The organism is Halobacteriovorax sp. JY17 (assembly GCF_002753895.1).
In the GTDB taxonomy this organism is placed as follows: Bacteria; Bdellovibrionota; Bacteriovoracia; order Bacteriovoracales; family Bacteriovoracaceae; genus Halobacteriovorax.
On record NZ_NJER01000002.1, the window covers coordinates 150,924 to 166,393 of the forward strand.

Annotated in this window: 17 protein-coding genes; 16 read left to right on the forward strand and 1 reads right to left on the reverse strand. The window is 35.1% G+C overall.

Annotation, left to right across the window (positions count from 1 at the left end; all coding sequences use genetic code 11):
- Positions 1-9: 9 nt before the first annotated feature.
- The 3 genes from CES88_RS09075 to CES88_RS09085 all read left to right on the forward strand — a co-directional run bounded on the left by CES88_RS09075 (position 10) and on the right by CES88_RS09085 (position 3,190).
- The gene (locus CES88_RS09075) at positions 10-1,140 is read left to right on the forward strand and encodes a type IV pilus twitching motility protein PilT (RefSeq protein ID WP_290733574.1); all 1,131 of its coding nucleotides are present in this window, start codon (positions 10-12) and stop codon (positions 1,138-1,140) included.
- 6 nt (positions 1,141-1,146) lie between these two features.
- Complete coding sequence (locus tag CES88_RS09080) at positions 1,147-2,367, forward strand: type II secretion system F family protein (RefSeq protein ID WP_290733576.1); 1,221 nt, start codon at positions 1,147-1,149, stop codon at positions 2,365-2,367.
- Between the two features lie 244 nt (positions 2,368-2,611).
- Positions 2,612-3,190 carry a type II secretion system protein gene (locus CES88_RS09085; RefSeq protein WP_290733578.1) on the forward strand — a complete coding sequence of 193 codons (579 nt, stop codon included), beginning with the start codon at positions 2,612-2,614 and terminating at the stop codon, positions 3,188-3,190.
- 9 nt (positions 3,191-3,199) lie between these two features.
- Here CES88_RS09085 and CES88_RS09090 read toward each other — a convergent pair whose 3' ends face one another.
- Complete coding sequence (locus tag CES88_RS09090) at positions 3,200-3,814, reverse strand: hypothetical protein (protein WP_290733580.1); 615 nt, start codon at positions 3,812-3,814, stop codon at positions 3,200-3,202.
- A 218-nt stretch (positions 3,815-4,032) separates the two neighbouring features.
- Here CES88_RS09090 and CES88_RS09095 point away from each other — a divergent pair, with 218 nt between their 5' ends.
- From CES88_RS09095 to accC, 13 genes are all read left to right on the forward strand, one after another.
- On the forward strand, positions 4,033-4,935 hold the full coding sequence (locus CES88_RS09095; RefSeq protein ID WP_290733582.1) for an ABC transporter ATP-binding protein: 903 nt from the start codon (positions 4,033-4,035) through the stop codon (positions 4,933-4,935).
- The gene (locus tag CES88_RS09100; RefSeq protein WP_290733584.1) at positions 4,932-5,696 is read left to right on the forward strand and encodes an ABC transporter permease subunit; all 765 of its coding nucleotides are present in this window, start codon (positions 4,932-4,934) and stop codon (positions 5,694-5,696) included. The genes CES88_RS09095 and CES88_RS09100 overlap by 4 nt, the downstream gene beginning before the upstream one ends.
- A complete protein-coding gene (locus CES88_RS09105) occupies positions 5,696-6,463 on the forward strand; it encodes an A24 family peptidase (RefSeq protein WP_290733586.1) in 768 nt (255 codons plus the stop codon). The genes CES88_RS09100 and CES88_RS09105 overlap by 1 nt, the downstream gene beginning before the upstream one ends.
- 84 nt (positions 6,464-6,547) lie before the next feature.
- Positions 6,548-7,651, forward strand: coding sequence for a type IV pilus assembly protein PilM (gene pilM / locus CES88_RS09110; RefSeq protein ID WP_290733588.1), 1,104 nt, complete (start codon positions 6,548-6,550; stop codon positions 7,649-7,651).
- A gap of 1 nt (position 7,652) precedes the next feature.
- A complete protein-coding gene (locus CES88_RS09115) occupies positions 7,653-8,264 on the forward strand; it encodes a PilN domain-containing protein (protein WP_290733590.1) in 612 nt (203 codons plus the stop codon).
- A 9-nt stretch (positions 8,265-8,273) separates the two neighbouring features.
- The gene (pilO, locus tag CES88_RS09120; protein ID WP_290733592.1) at positions 8,274-8,930 is read left to right on the forward strand and encodes a type 4a pilus biogenesis protein PilO; all 657 of its coding nucleotides are present in this window, start codon (positions 8,274-8,276) and stop codon (positions 8,928-8,930) included.
- A gap of 6 nt (positions 8,931-8,936) precedes the next feature.
- Positions 8,937-9,413, forward strand: a complete 477-nt coding sequence (locus tag CES88_RS09125) for a hypothetical protein (RefSeq protein ID WP_290733594.1) — start codon at positions 8,937-8,939, stop codon at positions 9,411-9,413.
- Between the two features lie 89 nt (positions 9,414-9,502).
- Complete coding sequence (gene pilQ, locus CES88_RS09130) at positions 9,503-11,332, forward strand: type IV pilus secretin PilQ (RefSeq protein WP_290733596.1); 1,830 nt, start codon at positions 9,503-9,505, stop codon at positions 11,330-11,332.
- Positions 11,333-11,338: 6 nt separating this feature from the next.
- Complete coding sequence (locus tag CES88_RS09135) at positions 11,339-12,490, forward strand: CDC27 family protein (protein ID WP_290733598.1); 1,152 nt, start codon at positions 11,339-11,341, stop codon at positions 12,488-12,490.
- An 89-nt stretch (positions 12,491-12,579) separates the two neighbouring features.
- Complete coding sequence (locus CES88_RS09140) at positions 12,580-13,023, forward strand: type II 3-dehydroquinate dehydratase (protein WP_290733599.1); 444 nt, start codon at positions 12,580-12,582, stop codon at positions 13,021-13,023.
- A gap of 10 nt (positions 13,024-13,033) precedes the next feature.
- Positions 13,034-13,612 carry an elongation factor P gene (gene efp / locus CES88_RS09145; protein WP_290733601.1) on the forward strand — a complete coding sequence of 193 codons (579 nt, stop codon included), beginning with the start codon at positions 13,034-13,036 and terminating at the stop codon, positions 13,610-13,612.
- 9 nt (positions 13,613-13,621) lie between these two features.
- Entirely contained in the window at positions 13,622-14,056 is a 435-nt protein-coding gene (gene accB / locus CES88_RS09150) for an acetyl-CoA carboxylase biotin carboxyl carrier protein (RefSeq protein WP_290733603.1), read from the forward strand.
- 13 nt (positions 14,057-14,069) lie between these two features.
- On the forward strand, positions 14,070-15,413 hold the full coding sequence (gene accC, locus CES88_RS09155; protein WP_290733605.1) for an acetyl-CoA carboxylase biotin carboxylase subunit: 1,344 nt from the start codon (positions 14,070-14,072) through the stop codon (positions 15,411-15,413).
- Positions 15,414-15,470: the final 57 nt, after the last annotated feature.

Consider the following 15,470-nt stretch of genomic DNA (forward strand, 5'->3'; position numbering starts at 1 on the left):
GAGTATTAGATGTGTAGTGATGAAACAATACCAGACAAAACGTTTACGAAAACGAAAAAGGCTGGGGCTGAAGGCGTAAAAATTCAGCAGTTATTTAAGTTAATGGTAGAGAGTGGGGGGTCAGATCTTCACTTAACAGTAGGTACTCCTCCAGGGTTGAGAGTTAACGGAGAGGTTGTACGAGTTAAAATTCCTGCATTAACAGCTGTTGATACAAAGAGGTTGATTTACCAAATCTTAACCGAAGAACAAAAGAATGAGCTTGAAAAAAATCTAGAGTTAGATTTTTCTTTTGGAATTAAGGGGTTGGCTAGATTTAGATCAAATGTATTCTACTCAAAAGGTGGAGTAGCGGCAGTGTTTAGACAGATTCCAAGTATTATTCCAGACTTTAAAGCACTTCGTTTGCCAAACGTTTTACTTGAAATGACAGATGTCACAAATGGACTTGTCCTCGTTACTGGGCCAACTGGTTCAGGTAAATCTACTACTCTTGCGGCATTAATTGATCGCTTAAATGAAAATGAATCAGGACATATTATTACATTAGAAGATCCAGTGGAATTTGTGCATCCTCATAAGAGCTGTATTGTTAACCAAAGAGAAATTGGAACAGATTCCCTTTCGTTTAAAAATGCAATGAAGTCATTACTTCGTCAGGACCCTGATATTGTTCTTGTTGGGGAGATGAGGGATGCTGAAACAATTGAAGCGGCTTTAACCATTGCGGAAACAGGTCATTTAGTTTTTGGAACACTCCATACGAATAGTTGTGTTCAAACAATTAACAGAATTATCAATGTTTTTCCTGCAGATAGGCAAGATCAAGTAAGGACACTACTTAGCTTTGTTTTACAGGGGGTCGTATCTCAGCAGTTATTACCAAAGTCTTTTGAACCTGGACGTTGTCTTGGAATGGAAGTTCTTGTACCAACTGCAGCGATTAGAAACTTAATACGTGAAGATAAGATTCATCAGATTTATTCTCAGATGCAAATCGGGCAAGATAAGTCAGGAATGATGACAATGAATCAAACAATTAAAAAGCATGTTGATTCAGGTTTAATCGATACGGAAACGGCGATGAGTTATTCAACGAATCCGGAAGAACTTGCTAAACAGTTAGGAGTAAAAAGGTAATCTACAATGGCCAATTGGAAGTATGAAGGATTAAATAAAGATGGAAAGAGGGTTACTGGATCAGTTTCTGCTACGTCTGAAAAAGAAGTTCGAAGAATTCTTCGAAACGAAAAAGTTCGTGCACGAAAAATAATACCACCTTCGATCTTAGAGTTTGACCTTGGCGACTGGATGGTTGAAAAGGGGTTTGCTGCACCTTTTGGAGCTAAGGAACTTGCAAATTTTACAAAGCAGTTGTCTATTATGATAAATGCAGGAGTCCCTATCCTGCAGGCATTAGAAATTATTTTTAAATCAGAAAAACAACCAACTCTTAAAAAGTCTGTAAAAAATATTGCTCGAGATGTAGGTGAGGGGCAAACGATTGCAGAAGCAATGGAAAAACAAAAAGGTTTTAATAAACTTTATTGCAGTCTTGTTAAGGCCGGTGAGGCCGGAGGTATTTTAGATACAATTTTGAATAAACTCTCGACTCACCTTGAAAAACAAGAAAGAACAAAGGCACAGGTGAAATCAGCAATGATGTATCCTTTTATTGTAACTCTTGTTGGGATTGGAGTTATTTGGGGGATGATGGTCTTCGTTGTACCGCAATTTGTTGGAATGCTTGCAGATACTGGACAAGATCCTCCGTGGATCACTCAGATGGTTATTGATACGTCAGACTTTCTAGGTAAACACTCAATGAAAATGATGGGAGGTTTCTTTGTAATAGGTGTTTTGCTAAATAGCTTTATAAAAACACCTTCAGGGAAAGTTCTTTTCGATAAGTTTACTATGAAGATGCCCATCTTTGGGCTGATAATTATAAAAGGAAATTTGAGTACTTTTTCTCGAACCCTTGCGACAATGTTAGGTGCCGGAGTTTCCTTAATTGATTCCTTAGATATTTGTATTGAAACGATTGATAATGGTGTTATTGCTGGAGATGTAAAAGTTATTAGAAAAGAGGTCGTACAAGGGAAGACTTTAACAGAGCCCTTAATGAAGATTGATTACTTTCCTGACATGGTTTCTCAAATGATTAAAGTTGGGGAGCAAACAGGACAAATTGATCAAATGTTAGAAAAGGTCTCAGATGTCTTCGAAGAGGAAGTCAATGAACTTGTTGGCGGTATGACTAAGATGATAGAGCCAATTATTATTGTCGTCTTAGGTGGTATCATTGCGTGTATTTTAGTCGCCATGTATTTACCGATGTTTATGAGTGCCGGAGGTGCAGATTAAAGCATTGAAATTGCGTGTAATAAATTTATTTAGAAAAAAAAATTTCTAAAGATTAAATTATATATTTCGATGATATAATCAATAATAAGGATTGTAGGAATTTTATGGAAATCTTATTATTGGATTCTCAATATCTGATAAATGAAGATCTCTTTAGAAGTACAATTTGAACTTACTTCTCTCAATGAAGTAGGTAACGTAAAAATGTCGATCTCAATTCGGCAAAACTTAAATGGGAGGCTTTATGAAAAGCTTTAAAAACGAAGAAGGTTTCACACTTGTGGAGCTAATGGTTGTGGTTGCGATTATTGGTATTTTATCAGCGGTAGCAATTCCAAACTTTAAGAAGTATCAAGCAAAAACAAAAACATCGGAAGCAAAGTTACAACTTTCTTCTATTTACTCTGCAGAGACAGCTCTTCAGTCAGACTTTGATGCCTATGCTTCATGTTTGGCGGATGCAGGTTATCTTGCTCCGAAAGGGGGAAACTATTACGCAGTAGGTTTTGCAGCAGCTGATACTGGTGGTATCACAACTGTAACTTCAAACAGTGGTACATGTATTGGTGGAGCTGGGAATACTGGAGGACCTGCGAATAAGACTGTGGCAGGTAAGAAAGCAGTTGATGCAAACATGGGATTCACAATTGTTAAGACAACTGCGGGTTTATCTCAAACGACAAACTCTGTGGAAGCAGACGGTCTAGGTTTTGTAGCCGGTGCTGTTGGTTATATTGATTCAGACAAAGCAAAAGCAAACGTTGCAGATATCTGGGCAATCGACGAAAACAAGAACCTTGTCCACGATGTTATTGGTTATTAATTAGAAGATTTATTTAGAGGAGGACTTTGTCCTCCTCTTTTTTGGTCTAAACTTTTTCCACTCTTGTTGCGCTTTGTATTTACCATCTTTAAGTAAATAGGGAAGACCATTAAAATCGACTTTCTCGCAATTACTCATATAATTATTTAAACAATCTAGATCAATTTCAGCTTTTAAACCATAAAGATTTTCTTTTAACTTTTTTCTTAAACTTCCCTTCGGAGTATTGTTGTAATGATTAATTAGAATAATAAAAGCTTCTTTTAAACCACCACTCTCTGCTTGAATTCTACTGACTAATGATGGGAGATATTTCGAGTGATTCTTTGCCTCGGGAGACTTTAGTGCCACTTTGTACTTCTTTAGTGCCGACTCCTGATCCTGTAGCTCAAAATAGTCATTAAAAGCTCCGTTGTAATTTAGCCAAAAGTCGTTCTTATAATATTTGAGACCTAGATTATATATATCTGCAGCACCTTCAACATCATCCTTGATTATAGATAAGTAAACTCCCCCATAGACATAGTTTTCATAAAATAGTGGCTCAAGTGAGGAAATAGATTTAAATCTATAGTACATCCATGAATTTCCATCTTTAACTCTCTCAGTATCTCCTTCTAGCATGGTATGGATCCATAAAATATTAGAAAGAAGTCTTTTTTGACCTATAGAAAAAATATTAATAAGAGTCTGGTCAAAGTTAGTACTGTATTCCTCTTTAGATATTTTAATATCAGGTAAGGATATTTTATCCTTGAGAGTATTTGATATTAGTAAGAATATGGGTATTATTAAAAAGACAAAAATTTTTTTCATGAATCTATTCTAAACGTGGAACTTAAATGTTTGAAGTAAAAGATATTAAAAAGAGCTATAAATCTGACTTTTGGTCTAGATCCTTTGAGGCCTTGTCTAATGTTTCATTCTCTATAGAAAAGGGACAGATCGTTGGATTTTTAGGAGCAAACGGCGCAGGAAAGACTACATTAATTAAAATAATGATGGAATTTTCAAAGGCGGATAGTGGATCAATTTACTTCTTTGATAAAAAGAACTTTCAAGAAATCTCAAAAAAAGTAGGCTACTTACCTGAGAGGCCATATTTCTACCCACATTTAACTGGTCAGGAAATGATAGAACTCATGGGGGCTCTTTGCGATTTAAGTCATAGTGAAATCTTAAATAGCATTGAAAAGTATGGTCATAGACTAAAGATTCATTTTGCATTAAATAGAAAAATTAAAGGTTATTCAAAGGGAATGCTGCAGAGATTGGGGATGCTTTGTACTCTTATACATAATCCTAGCCTAATTATTTTAGATGAACCTCTTTCGGGATTAGATCCTCAGGGGCGAAAGGATATTAAAGATTTATTGGTCGAATTATCGAATGAAGGAAAGACGATTTTCTTTTCGAGCCATATTGTATCTGATGTTGAAGAGGTCTGTGAAAAGGTAATTGTTCTTGAAAAAGGAGTAATTGTTTACGAAGGAAATATATCTGAACTAATTGAGAGAAATAGTAACACTAACCTATTAATCTCTGTTAGCTCCAAAGCGGAGTGTTTGGACAAACTTTCAGAATCATTCTTTTCGAAAAATAGCATAACTACTTATTGTGTATTAGACAGCAAAAAGAATGAATTCCTGAAAATGGCTTTAGATAAAAAAATAGAAATTTTAAAACTATCTAAAAACAGTCCTACACTTGAAGAGGTTGTCTATAAAACAGGGCAGAATGTATGAAGTCATTTACAATTGCAAAATATACGTTTTCGGAATTTCTTCAAAGTAAAATTCTCTACAATGTTTTCTTTCTTTCCTTAGGTTTATTCGTTTTGACCTATGTTGCAAGTGAGTTCACATATGGTGTTCCAAATAAGATTGCTTTGGATTTTGGATTTGGTGCCGCAAGTATTTCAACTCTTTTAATTTCTATTTTTCTAGGGGCAAACTTAATTGTGCGAGAAGTAGAAAATAGAACTCTTTATATGATTCTTTCTAGACCGATTTCTCGAGCAGAGTTTATTGTTGGAAAAACCTTGGGGTTAGTTGGGATTGTTTTCCTCAATACAGTTATTTTGGGAAGTGTTTCTCTCTCTCTTTATTTTCTTATGGGAGGAGCTTGGAGTTATCTAATTCCGTTCGTGTTTTTCTTTATTGTTTTAGAGGCAATTATTGTTTTATTAGTTGTAATATTATTTTCTCTTGTAACAAGCACTGTTTTAGCGGTGGTGAATACCTTAGTCATTTATATTTCGAGTTATGCAATCTATGAAGTTAGTCATACTACTTTTGTGGAAAATAATATCTTATTTAAAAAGGTATTATCGGTGGGAAGTTATATTCTACCAGGACTTTCGAACTTTAATATTAAGGATTATGTTTTATATGAGAAGATTATTGCTTTGCCAAATTTAGGTTATGGTATTCTTTATGGGTTATCTTACATAATGTTTCTACTTTTACTTTGTGTAACAATTTTTAACCAGAAGAATTTAGATTGATGACTTTATATATAGTTTTCTTTATTTTTGGCTCAATGATTGGAAGTTTCTTAAATGCAGTTATTTATAGGCTTCCAAGAAAAATAAATATTGCCTTTCCTCGTTCTCATTGTACGAATTGTAAAAAGTTAATTTACTGGTATGAGAATATCCCAATTTTAAGTTATATCTTTCTAAGAGGGAAGTGCTCAAAGTGCAAGAGCCCTTATAGTGCTATGTATCCTGCTGTTGAGATTCTTATAGGTGTTGTCGCAGTTCTATTAATTCCTGACAACTTAAACTCGATGAGTCTAATGTATTATTTTCTATACTTTAGTCTATTCTGTGCACTCTTTTGCCATTTTATTATTGATATCAAGCACCAGATACTTCCTGACTCAATCAATATTTATATTGCTGTCGTTTTACTTTGCATTTCTTTTTTGAAGTATTCTCCGACTTATTATTTCTTGGGAGCGCTGATCGGATTTTTATTTCCCTATCTTGTAACACTTGCATTCTACTATCTAAAGGGGCAGCAGGGACTTGGAGGTGGAGATATAAAGCTATTTGCGGCCCTTGGAATTTTACTTGGTCCTGTTGGTATTATTAATAATATCTTTCTTAGTTGCTTTTTTGGAGCACTCTTTAGTTTGGTAATGATGGCCCTTGGGAAAATGTCTAGAAATTCGAAATTGGCATTTGGCCCTTTTATAATAATTGTTGCGGTGTTTCAAGTCTACTTTCCGACTCTTTTTAGACAGTTTTCCTCACTATGGAGCATTTAACTTTTATCCTGCGCAGTAATTACTTGAAATCAATAGTTTTAATGCGTTATAATTTATAGGCATCGGAAGCATCGAGGAAATTTTTTGGATTCAAAAAAAGTTATTAATGATTTAATTTCTCAAATTAAGGACGTCTTGAAGATTGGCCCATCAGGCTTTATTGGTATTGATGTCGGACTGAGTTCTGTAAAGGTGGCCCAGCTCGATGGAAATGAAGAGTCTGGATTTAAATTAGTTGCTTATGGATCGGAGCCTTTACCTGAAGGTGCAATTATTGAAGATGATATCCAAAAAGAAGAAGAAGTTATTGAGGCTATTCGTAGCGCTATTGAAAAGGCTGGAATTTCTTCTGTAAACGCAGTACTTGGTTTGGCAGGTCCAAATACAGTAGCAAGAAAACTGCAGTTAGCAGGTGGTTCAGAAGAAGAAATAGAAGATCAAGTAAGCTGGGAAGTCGAACAGTACATTCCTTTTAGTTTGGAAACTTCTAAAGTTTCGTTTCATATCGTTGGTGAGAATGAGGGGGGCGGAGTTGATGTCATTGTTGCAGCCGCTAAGGGTGAGGTTGTAGAGTCATATAGAGAGCTGCTTGAGAAGGCAGGTCTAAAACCAAAAATCTTTGATTTGGGCCTTCTGGCAGTCGTGAATGTTTTTGAGTTGGTTTATAGCGAGAAACTTGAAGATCCAAATGAGTCATGGATTTTAATGGATCTTGGGGCTCAGAAAACTGAATTCATCATTTATAAAAATAATAAAATAATGTTTACCAAAGAAATCATGATTGGCGGTGTAATCATTACCGAAGAAATTCAAAGGCAGATGGGCGTTAATTACTATGAAGCTGAAGATTTAAAGAATCATGGTGATGAGAATGGAAATTTACCAGAAGAAATTCTTGAAATTATAGATAGTGTAGTAGAGAGCTTCTTTGCAGAAATAAAGAAGACGGTAGACTTCTATATAAGCTCAACATCTGATGAATCTTTTGTGGAGTGTGTGCTGACTGGTGGTAGTAGTTTGATACCTGGTTTAACTGAGGGGCTGGAAGCTCTTTTGGGTATAAGTGTAAGTATCATGAACCCTTTTGAGGCCATAGAATATGACCCAAAGAAAATAAAGGAAGATCAGTTAAATGAAATTGCATATCGTGGAGCAGGAGTTCTAGGACTTGCAATGAGGTCAGTTTAAGATGATTAAAGTTAACCTTCTGGAGCAGAAAAAACCTTTTAAAATGCCTGTGATTCTGGGAATTGATTTCGCAGAGTTAAGTATCAAAGGAATGATTATTGTCAGTATTCTAAGCTTTGCTCCGGATCTTTTTATTTACCCGCGTTGGCAGAGCGAGATTGAGGATTTAGGGTCACAGATAACGGTTCTGCAAAATAATAATAAAAAGTTGTTGAGAGATTTGAAAAAGAACTCAGGGGTAAAAGAAAAACTTGCGGCCTTTAATAAGCAAGTAGAGAAGTTACAAGAGAGATCTGTTCAGGTTGATTTAATCTTAAAAGAAAAAAGAAACCCTAGTTTAATTATGGAAAAAATAGCCAGAAAGCTCCCTGGAGATATTTGGTTTAACTCCTTTATTATAGATGAAGATAAATCTATAACTATTAAAGGGGGAGGAATTCTATACAAGAGTATTGGAGACTTTATTTCAACTGCAAATAGCGCAGGTTTTTTTGATCAGCCTTTAAGTCTTACAGAGTCAAAGACGATTGAGGAAGGAAAGGCTGGAGATTATAGAATTCAGGTTTTCACAATAAAGGGGAAGATTGATAAATTTGACCCTTGGGCGCAGTAGGAAAGTAATTTGAAGAAATTAGTGGCAAATTTACATATTTTCATTTTTCTCTACCTCGCCTTCGGTGTTTTCACAAAGTTTCAAGAACACAGTGAAAAATTACTGCAGATGGAAGGGCAGATTCCAGCTCTAACAGCAAAGATTAATAAGAATAAGAGAGAAAAAAAGCAACTAAGCTCATACTTAAAAGACGTTGAGGCTGCGAAAGAGAGAATTGAACTTGTTGCGACAGAAGTTGAAAAAATTCAAAAAAAGCTTCCAGACACTGTAGATGATACAAAGAACTTATCGCTTTTAAAAAGTTTGGCTGAAAAGCTTAATATTAAAAGTATTTACCTAACACCTCTAGAGGAAATAACTAAAGGCTTTTATATAGCTAAAAGATATAGCATGAAGGCTTCCGGGACTTATCTTCAATTTCTAATGCTTATGGAGCAAGTAGGTAATGCTCAATCTATTTTAAATGTTAAGAGAATCGCTTTGGAAAATCAGCAAGAAAAGCAAAGAGGGCGCTTTCAAATCATAAATGCTGATATTATTATAGAAACGTATAGGTATAATACTGGATATAAAGAAAGCAGGGGAATTGAGGATATTGAGAAATCTTTAAGTGCGAAGAAGAAAGTGAAAAAGGCTCCAAAAAGGTCTCGAATTAAAAATAAGTAGGGAAGATTGAAACTAGTTGCGGCATTTACATTTATATTCACTCTAAATACGCTTGCTCAAACGGGAATAATGAGAAGTTCTGACCCCAGTCTGCTGAAAGGGGGGTCTTCGATAAAAAATCCTTTTGAATTGAGAGATCCATTTAAGAGAGAGCTTAGAAGAAAAAGAAGGGGGAAGAGAGATTACCCTGGAACCAAGACGGTATTTTCTAATATAGAGACAATTGATAACACACCTCTAGACCGTATTAAGATTACAGGTCTTTTAATAGGAAGAGAGAGAATCGCAGTTGCGAAAATTGTCGACGAAAGTGGAAAATTAAGTGATCAATCTTATATTCTTAAAGAGGGAATGAAGCTTGGAGAGAATGGTGCGGAAATAAAAGCAATACTTCCTGGTGGGATTGTTTTAGTTGAGAAAATTCGTAATGTATATGATCAGGATGAATATCTTGAGACGATTATTCCTGTTGCAAGTGATTAAAAAAACTAACACGCAAATTTTTCCTGTGTTATAATTTAAGAGATTTATAGTTTCTAATATGGAAACATTTACCTTAGGAAGAGGTTAGGATGAAGTTGAGAAGTTTTCTTTTTAAACTTGTATTAATTACATTTGTTATTTCTAGTAGTGTTAGTGCTACAACTCTCGAACAAATAAACTTTAAATTAAAAGATGAAGTAGCCAAGCTTGAGTTAAAGTTTGACAGTAATAATGCACAAGCAAAGAAGTTTCAGGTAACAGAAGATAAGCAAATAATAATTGATTTAAAAGATGTACAGGCTACAGATCGAGTTATCCGCGCCTTTGATACATCTGAATTTAGCGGAAGTATTGTCTTTATTTCTGCATATCGAAAATCTTCAAGCCCGAAGGACTTAAGAATTGCAATTCAACTTAGAGATAATGTTAGAAGTATTCTAAAGAGAGAGCCAAATAAAATTATCCTAGAAGTAGAGAGTCGCTTTGGTGTTTTTTCACAAAGAGCTATTGACGAAAATAAAACTTATGATGAGAAAATTGAAAAAGATGTAAAGAAAGTAGGTAAGTTAAGTATTCCAAAGTCTGACAGTGTTGAGGATATTTTAGAGAACTTAACTCTTTCTGGTAGAAAGAAATATATTGGAAAAAAGATAACGTTTAACATTAAAGACCTTGGTGTTTCTGATATTTTAAATATGATTGCAGATACTTCAGGTTTTAATATTATCCTTACAGATGAAGTAAAGAAGTTACCGCCTCTCTCATTAAATTTAACTAATATCCCTTGGGATCAAGCTCTTGATACAATTCTAGGTCTCAACAAATTAGTTGCTAAAAAGAATGGTGTTATATTAATGGTTACAACTTTTGAGAAAGCAGCAGAGGAACAGCAGAAAGAAATTGCGCAGAAAAAGTTAACAGAAAAGGAGGTACCTTTAGTAACAAAGGTGTTTCCAATTTCTTATGCAACAACGAAAGAGTTAATAACTGTTCTAACAAATTATGTAACTAAGAGAGGAAGTCTAAATGAAGATGTAAGGACAAACTCTCTAATAGTTAAAGATACGGCAGATACAATTGAGAGAATCAAAAAAATAGTAGAAGTCTTAGATACACAAACTCCACAAGTTTTAATTGAATCAAAAATTGTTGAAGTAAACGAAAGTTATAAGAAAGAGATTGGTTTACAAAATGGAGTGAACTTTGGCTACGATCCAATTGGACAGATTGGAGGAGCAGCACCTTCTGTTATTGGTCAGGATGTGATCTCTGGAACAAATGCAGGTCCAGGGTTCTCATTCAGTTCTGCTCCATCAACAGGTGATGGGGCAAGGTCTTTATTTGGCTTATCAGTTTCAAGATTTAATCGACTTTTAAACTTATCGTTTACACTTCAGTTACTGGAAACAGAATCAAAAGGTAAGATTGTTGCGAGTCCAAAAGTTATTACACAAAATAAGAAAAAAGCAGTGATATCTACGAAAGAAACAACATCATTTTCTAAGTCTTTATCAACAAATGGAGCGGCTCAAGAAGTTACATTTGAAGAAGCAGAAGCAAGTTTAAGCCTTGAAGTTACTCCACAAGTGACCAATGAAGGTTCTATCTCTTTGGAGCTTGATCTCTTAAAGCAACAATTTGGTACGAGACCATCTGCTTCGGCTCCACCTGATAAACAAGAAAGAAGGGTTACGACGAATGTTTTAGTTGATAATGGTTCGACAATTGTAATTGGTGGTGTGTATAACTATGAGAAGAGAGAGTCTCACTCTGGAGTACCATTTCTAAAAGATATTCCATTGGTAGGATGGCTTTTTAGAACACCATATGCTCCAGAAGTAATTAAACAAGAGCTTTTAATCTTCTTAACTCCAAGAATTGTGAATCAAGAAGAAGCTGGAATAGTAGAGAAGTCTTAAGGTTTTATGGCACAAAAGAGTCAAATTTTAGATAAGTATTTAACTGCACTGGAAAAAGATCCTAGGTCTAGAGTCTTTGCTCCGCTCGCAGAATACTATCGAAAAAGTGGATTATTAACTCAGGCCATTGAAACTCTTAACCAAGGAATAAGACATAATCCTGATTATGTTCTAGGTCATCTCGGCCTCGCTTTTTGCTACTTTGAAAACGGAGATTCGAAAAGATCTTATGATATCTTAAAACCACTTATCGGTTCAAATCGAGATAATTTAAGAATGTTAAGGCTCTTCTCTGATGTGTGTTTAGAACTTAAAAAATCAGAGGAAGCACTCGAAACATTAAAGTATCTACTTTTTGTAAATCCAAAAGATCTTCAAGCAGCAGAGAGTGTTAAAGCTCTTGAAAATGAAAATAAGAAATTTGGACCAATTAAATTTAATCTTCAAGATGTTCTAGAAGAAAAAAGTTCTGAAGACGTTCTTTCTAAAAGTGTTCAATTTAATGTTGATGATTTAAATACGAATTTAAATAATGAAAAGAAAATCGATGAATGGACTAAACTGGATTTGTCTGGTGAAAAATCAGAAGAAGTAGACTTAGACTCTTGGTCAATGAATGAAAGGCCTTCGTTTCATGACAAAGAAAGTGAAGCAAAGAACGAAGAAGTTGAAAGAGTTTTTAAGGTCGAACAACCAAAAGTAGAAAATGTAAAATCTAGCACGCCTGTAATAACTCATACTTTAGTTGATCTCTATTGTAATCAAGGCTATCTAGATAAAGCTAAAGATTTATTAGAAAAAATATTGGAACTTAATCCAAATGATTTAAAGACAAAGTTGAAATTGCAGGAGGTTGATCGTGTTCTAGGCGAATCCTTCATAGATGAAAATTTGGACGAAGAGGAAGTCTTAGAAGAGGAAATAGAGCGATTAGATGTTGCTTCTGTTGATACTGATGAGATAACTGGAAGAAATAATTTAATGAACTTATTTGATGAGAAATTTAATAAGGAAAAATCAGATATTGAGCTCATCGAAGAAGGAAATGAGGAAGTAGTAGATCCACTCTATTCTGAAAAAGTGAAAGTAATTGAAGAAAAGCTTTGGGCCTTTCATAGATCACTTTGTGCAAAGGCAAAATCCGTTTTATCTGTCTGATAAAACGCCATATGACTTTACAACCCGCCTCTGGGTTGGTATTTTGACGCATTATTCAATTTCGTAAATTTAGGTAGTTGAGGCTATTTATGAAAAAGAAGTTCATGGTAATTAATGGGCCAAATTTAAATTTATTAGGTTCTAGAGAACCTGAGATTTATGGCGCTGAAAACCTAAAAGATATTGAGTTTTATACTAGCGAAAAACTTAGTGAATTCTCTCTTGGCAAAGTTGAGGTTGATTGGTTTCAATCAAATATCGAGGGGGAAATTGTTGAGAAAATACAGCAACTTATAGGAAGTGATTATCAATCTCTTATTATAAATCCTGCGGCTTATTCACACACTTCAATTGCAATATTAGATGCTTTAAAAATGTTAAATATCCCGGTAGTAGAGGTGCATTTAAGCAATACGCACCTTCGCGAAGAGTATCGTCAGCAAAAGTTGACGGCCAAAAGCTCGACTATCATAATGGAGGGGCTTGGAAAGAGGGCCTACTTATTTGGAATACTTTCACAATTAATTAAATAGAGGATTAAGAATGGCACGTGAGTTACAAACGACAGAATTAAAAAAAGGCGTAAGATTAGAACTTGATGATAAGCCTTATCAAATAATGAAAGCAGATTTTACAAATCCAGGAAAAGGTTCAGCGTTTACAATTTGTAAGCTTAAGAATTTAGAAACTGGAGCAGTCTTTGATAGAACTTTTAAATCTGGAGTTGGTACAGGAGTATATGAGCCTGATTTGGCGCTATTGATTGTAGAATATATGTATTCTGATCCGGATGGTTTTAATTTTATGGATCAATCAACTTTTGAGTCAATTCATGTAACGACAGATCAAGTTGGAGAAGCAGCAGGCTACCTTCAAGAAGGTATTAAATTAGATCTTTTATTTTATAAAGGTAATCCAATCGCAATTGATTTACCTAACTTTGTTGTGTTGAAAATTGCCGAGACGGATCCAGGTCTTAAGGGCGATACAGCTCAGGGTGGAACAAAAGTCGCTATTATGGAGACAGGTCTTCAGGTGAAAGTTCCATTGTTTATCAAAGAAGGTGAGATTATTAAAATTGACACCAGAACTGGTGATTATATTGAAAGAGCAAAAGAATAGGATAGAACTATGGACTTTAAAGAATTAGAAAAATTTATTGCAATTGCTAAAGAAGCAGGAGCAAGTGAGTTAAAATATCAAAACGAAGATAAGAAGTTTGGCATTTCTTTTCCTATCGCGGGAGCAACACCTGTCACTGCACAAGTTATGAGCGCTCCAGTCGCGGCACCTACTACGGTCGCTGCTGGAACTGCGACTAATGACGGAGCCTTAGAAGTAACATGTCCATTTGTTGGAACTTTTTATAGAAGTCCGTCTCCTGAAGATGCTGTATACGCAAAAGTTGGAGATAGAGTTACGAAGGGACAAGTTCTTTGCATTGTTGAAGCAATGAAGATTATGAATGAGATTGAGTCAGATGTTTCTGGTGAAATTGTTGAAATTTGTGTTGAAAATGAAACTTACGTAGAGTTTGGACAAGTTTTATTTAAAGTAAAACCATAGCAACGAGTACGTTATGAAATTCAAAAAAATACTAATTGCAAATCGTGGCGAAATTGCAATCAGGATTGCAAGAACTTGTAGAGAGCTTGGTATCTCAACAGTTGCTGTTCATTCAACGGCGGACGAAAACTCTTTGCATGTAAAGCTTGCAGACGAATCTGTTTGTATTGGTCCAGCTAAGCCAGCGCTGAGCTATTTAAATATACCAAGTATTTTATCTGCAGCAGAAATTACTGGGGCAGATGCAATACACCCAGGTTTTGGTTTTCTTTCTGAGAATAAAGAGTTTGCTGAAATGTGTGCAAAGTGGGGCCTTGAATTTATTGGACCAAATGTTGATTGTATTGAACGCATGGGAGATAAGATAATCTCTAAGCAAATTGCTGAAGCTGCTGGAGTGCCTGTTTTAAAGCCAATCGCTGTCAATGGTAGAGAAGATAAAGAAATTCTTGAGAATGTTGAAAAGATGGGGCTTCCTGTTTTAGTTAAAGCTTCTGCCGGAGGAGGTGGAAGAGGTATGCAGAAAATAGAAGAAATGAAAGATCTTCTTGTTGCAATTGCTAGACTTAAAACTGAAGCTAAAGCCGGTTTTGGTGATGATACTCTCTTTATTGAAAAATTTGTAACAAATCCACGTCATGTCGAAGTTCAAATTATGGCAGATAGACATGGAAATGTTGTTCATCTTGGAGAGAGAGATTGTACAGTTCAAAGAAGATTTCAAAAAGTAGTGGAAGAGTCTCCATGTCCTGTGTTGTCAGATAAAAAGCGCGAAGAAATTTGTGATTCGGCAGTGGCTCTTGCTAAGCATGTAAATTACGATTCAGTTGGAACAGTAGAATATTTATATGATCAAGATGAAGATAAGTTTTACTTCATGGAAATGAATACTCGTATTCAGGTGGAGCATCCAGTGACTGAGCAAAGGACGGGAGTTGACTTAATCGCTCAACAAATTCTTGCGGCTGCTGGTGAAGAAGTGAAGTATAAGCAAAAGGATATTAAATTTATCGGCCATTCGATTGAATGTAGAATTAATGCAGAAGATCCGAAAACTTTTGCTCCATGCCCGGGCCTTATCCTCCATTATCATAGACCAGCAGGTCTTGGCGTAAGAGTTGATGACTTTATTTATACTGGCTATACCGTTTCTCCATTTTATGACTCTATGTTGGCAAAAATTATTGTTTCTGGAGTAGATAGAGAGGAATGTTTAAACCGAATGAAAAGAGCTTTAGAGGAAACAGTAATCGAAGGAATTAAGACAAATAAGTCTCTTCACCTAGCGATTATTACTGATGAAGACTTTAGGGGCAATAATTACGCTACCGACTTTCTTGTTAAGAAATTGAAGTAAAATAAGAGTTAAGTAATTGTATTCATTTGAATACTTCATCATTTAACTCAAGATTTT

Bases quoted from the DNA above. Each gene is read 5' to 3' on its own strand.
- CES88_RS09075 (WP_290733574.1), top strand. From the start codon at position 10: ATGTGTAGTGATGAAACAATACCAGACAAAACGTTTACGAAAACGAAA.
- CES88_RS09080 (WP_290733576.1), top strand. From the start codon at position 1,147: ATGGCCAATTGGAAGTATGAAGGATTAAATAAAGATGGAAAGAGGGTT.
- CES88_RS09085 (WP_290733578.1), top strand. From the start codon at position 2,612: ATGAAAAGCTTTAAAAACGAAGAAGGTTTCACACTTGTGGAGCTAATG.
- CES88_RS09090 (WP_290733580.1), bottom strand. From the start codon at position 3,814: ATGCTAGAAGGAGATACTGAGAGAGTTAAAGATGGAAATTCATGGATG.
- CES88_RS09095 (WP_290733582.1), top strand. From the start codon at position 4,033: ATGTTTGAAGTAAAAGATATTAAAAAGAGCTATAAATCTGACTTTTGG.
- CES88_RS09100 (WP_290733584.1), top strand. From the start codon at position 4,932: ATGAAGTCATTTACAATTGCAAAATATACGTTTTCGGAATTTCTTCAA.
- CES88_RS09105 (WP_290733586.1), top strand. From the start codon at position 5,696: ATGACTTTATATATAGTTTTCTTTATTTTTGGCTCAATGATTGGAAGT.
- CES88_RS09115 (WP_290733590.1), top strand. From the start codon at position 7,653: ATGATTAAAGTTAACCTTCTGGAGCAGAAAAAACCTTTTAAAATGCCT.
- pilQ (WP_290733596.1), top strand. From the start codon at position 9,503: ATGAAGTTGAGAAGTTTTCTTTTTAAACTTGTATTAATTACATTTGTT.
- CES88_RS09135 (WP_290733598.1), top strand. From the start codon at position 11,339: ATGGCACAAAAGAGTCAAATTTTAGATAAGTATTTAACTGCACTGGAA.
- CES88_RS09140 (WP_290733599.1), top strand. From the start codon at position 12,580: ATGAAAAAGAAGTTCATGGTAATTAATGGGCCAAATTTAAATTTATTA.
- efp (WP_290733601.1), top strand. From the start codon at position 13,034: ATGGCACGTGAGTTACAAACGACAGAATTAAAAAAAGGCGTAAGATTA.
- accB (WP_290733603.1), top strand. From the start codon at position 13,622: ATGGACTTTAAAGAATTAGAAAAATTTATTGCAATTGCTAAAGAAGCA.
- accC (WP_290733605.1), top strand. From the start codon at position 14,070: ATGAAATTCAAAAAAATACTAATTGCAAATCGTGGCGAAATTGCAATC.